The organism is Colwellia sp. TT2012, from assembly GCF_001440345.1.
Lineage (GTDB): Bacteria > Pseudomonadota > Gammaproteobacteria > Enterobacterales > Alteromonadaceae > Colwellia.
On the sequence record NZ_LJYX01000116.1, the window covers coordinates 1 to 848 of the forward strand.

An 848-nucleotide genomic window follows, 5' to 3' on the forward strand; every position below is an offset into this window, starting at 1 on the left:
CCTTGAAGAACAGGCTGATATTGCGCGCGGCCGTCACCGCATCATGGTTCAGCGAGCCTTGATACTGGAAGAAACCTTCATCGACCGCCCCCTTGAGAATGGCCGTACTCAGCCATTCATCCAGGGCTGGGCTGAGGACCGCCGGCAGATACTTGGGGGTAAAGCGCCCATCACCGTCGACCATGCCGACCCGCAGGTCCATGTAGTCTTCCTGGCTATGATCGAAATGCAGGCGAATCAGGAAATCCGCCGCGATCTTGCCCTCTTCGCCCAGCACCTTGATGTACGGCGCAATCAAGGTGAAACCTTGCTTATCCAGTTTCCACGTCAGGCGTGCATTGGCCTGGATGTATTGCCAAGGCTTGTCGAAAATCGGGAACAGATGCAAGGCAAAGTCCTTGCTGTCCATGCGCAGCTCACCCTGGCCCAGGTCACCGCTGATACTGCCGGACACATTGCGCGCCGCTGGCGCGCCGAAATAGGCGTCAAAACCCACGCGGTCAAGGTTGGCGGCAAAGCTGACGCGCTGGTCGCCCGTCTCCTGGGGACGATAATCCACCCGCACATTGCGCAGCATGCCTGTGGCCTTCAGCGCCTCGACGGTCTTGGCAAAACCTTCCGGCAGCGGCGCCAGGGCGTTGAGCAATGGAGTGATGGGTGTCAGGTCCAGGCGGTCGGCCTGCAGGCTCCAGGCTTCCGAAACCTTGTCCGTGGCCAGGGTTTGCTGCAATTGCAGGTGCGACTCCCAACGAGTCTCCCCCAGGTTCATGGCCAACGAATCGAAGACAACCTTCAGGCCGCTGTCACTGCGTTGCAGGTAAGCCGTCAAGGCCAGGTTCTGGATGCTT

General features: G+C 59.7%; 1 protein-coding gene. It reads right to left on the reverse strand.

Annotation, left to right across the window (positions count from 1 at the left end; translation table 11 throughout):
• Positions 1–848: YhdP family protein (locus ASU03_RS20310; RefSeq protein WP_197411311.1), on the reverse strand; the 848-nt coding region annotated here is incomplete at both ends.